Here is a 1,861-nt window from a genome sequence, read left to right as displayed (position 1 = left end):
GGCGACAACGGCGGTGGCGCTGCTGGATCTAGAGCGACAGGGCCTGGCCGTGGTGGGCGAAATTCCCGCCGGATTGCCGCATCTGGCGCTGCCCCTGGCCAGCCTGTCGGAACTGCCTGCGCTGCTGGCGGCGGCGGTGGGCATTGCGGTGGTGGGCTACTCGGACAACGTGCTGACGGCCCGCGCCTTCGCCACGCGCAACGGCTACGAAATTAACGCAAATCAGGAATTGCTGGCGCTGGGCGCGGCCAACCTGGGCACAGGGCTGATGCAGGGCTTCCCCGTCAGCAGCAGCGGCAGCCGCACGGTAATTGGCGATTCCCTGGGCAGCAAGTCGCAGTTGTTTTCGCTGGTGGCCTTCGGAGTCGTCATTGTTGTACTCCTATTTTTGCGGCCGCTGCTGGCGCTGTTTCCCAAGGCGGCGCTGGGGGCAATCGTAATCTATGCCGCCACCAAGCTGATTGAAATTCCCGAACTGAAGCGGCTGAGGCGGTTTCGCCAGAGCGAGTTTTTGCTGGCGATCGCCACTTTATTCGGCGTATTACTCACGGATATCCTGGTGGGCGTGGCGATCGCCGTGGGGCTGTCGGTGATCGACCTGTTTGCCCGCATCACGCGGCCCCACGATGCTGTCTTGGGAACCGTGCCCGATGTGCCTGGTCTGCACGACATCGACGACTGGCCCGGCGCAACCACGATTCCCGGTTTGGTCATCTATCGCTACGATGCGCCGCTCTGCTTTGCCAATGCCGAAGACTTCAAGCAGCGGGCCCTGGGGGCGATCGCCGCAGAGCAGGTTCCCGTCGAGTGGTTTGTGCTGAACACCGAGGCGATCGCCGAAATCGACATCACTGACCTCATGGCTGTCAACATCACTGCCGCCGACATGCTCTCGGAATTTTGCGACGAGCTAGCCAGCCGCCACATCACCTTCGCCCTGGCGCGGGTGAAGCAAGACCTCTATGCCCAACTGCGGCGATCGGGGCTGCTGGAGAAAATCGGAGCCGACCGAATTTACCTGACGCTGCACACGGCGATCGCCGGATTTGAGGGCAGAAAGAGCCGCTAGTCCGTAAGTTGCTGTTATTAATATCGAGTTACAGAAATTTGGAGAAATTTTGGGGTTTGATACTTGCGTTCTACGAGAGTTTGGTCTGTCGTATCTGGCACTGGAATTAAATTCTCTCAGTTCCAGTAGAGGTTGTCCGGTTCAGGGTGAAGGCGCTGATTAGCCGTGTAACCAGCACGAACTAACCAGCTAACCTAACTCCTGTCGGGGCAGGAGCCAGGCTTTGATGATTATCATTCGCCTCGCAAGTGCTGACAAGTGGTTGGGAAACCGCCACACCCTGAGCCTTTCCCTCCCATCGGATGCCTTTCCGGTGGGCAACCTGTTTGTTTCCCAAACCCGTTTCCAATCACAAGCGAGGAAAAACCTATGTCTCCCGAACGCAACGACGGGCTGCACGCGCAGCCACCCGTTTCCGCTGCGGATTTTTCTGCAAGTTCCGCAAGTTCCGCTGCCAACTCCACTGACAGCGCAACCGCCAGCATTTCTGTAACCCCGCTCATGTCCGAATCCCACGGCGGCGGGGGCGGCGGCGCGGCTCCTCGGTCTTCCCTGGACGAGCGCCCACAGGTCTGGATCATCGGCACACGCGACCAAGTCATTCACCTGATGAACGAGTTCTACGTGAAAAAGATCGCAAACGATCGGGTAAAATTCACGCCCATCGTACCCGCGCCCTTTGCCAAAGATAAGTTCATGACGGTGCTGGTGCGCTAGTCCGCAAATTGGGCACTGACATACTTGAGACCGAAGATTCACTGCCCTCATCCCCCAACCCCTTCTCCCAAGCGG

The 1,861-nt window shown here is 59.1% G+C and carries 2 protein-coding genes; both read left to right on the top strand.

Translation table 11 applies throughout. The annotated features are described in order from the left end of the window. The coding region (locus IGS51_RS15010) for a SulP family inorganic anion transporter (protein ID WP_297079405.1) at positions 1–1,069 on the top strand (1,069 nt) is incomplete at its 5' end. A 369-nt stretch (positions 1,070–1,438) separates the two neighbouring features. Continuing rightward, entirely contained in the window at positions 1,439–1,786 is a 348-nt protein-coding gene (locus tag IGS51_RS15005; protein WP_297079402.1) for a hypothetical protein, read from the top strand. Positions 1,787–1,861 lie beyond the last annotated feature (75 nt).

It is taken from the genome of Thermoleptolyngbya sp. M55_K2018_002 (genome assembly GCF_015295965.1).
In the GTDB taxonomy this organism is placed as follows: domain Bacteria; phylum Cyanobacteriota; class Cyanobacteriia; order Elainellales; family Elainellaceae; genus Thermoleptolyngbya; species Thermoleptolyngbya sichuanensis.
Note: the sequence above shows the minus strand (reverse complement) of the source record. Positions and strands in the feature narration are given on the sequence as shown.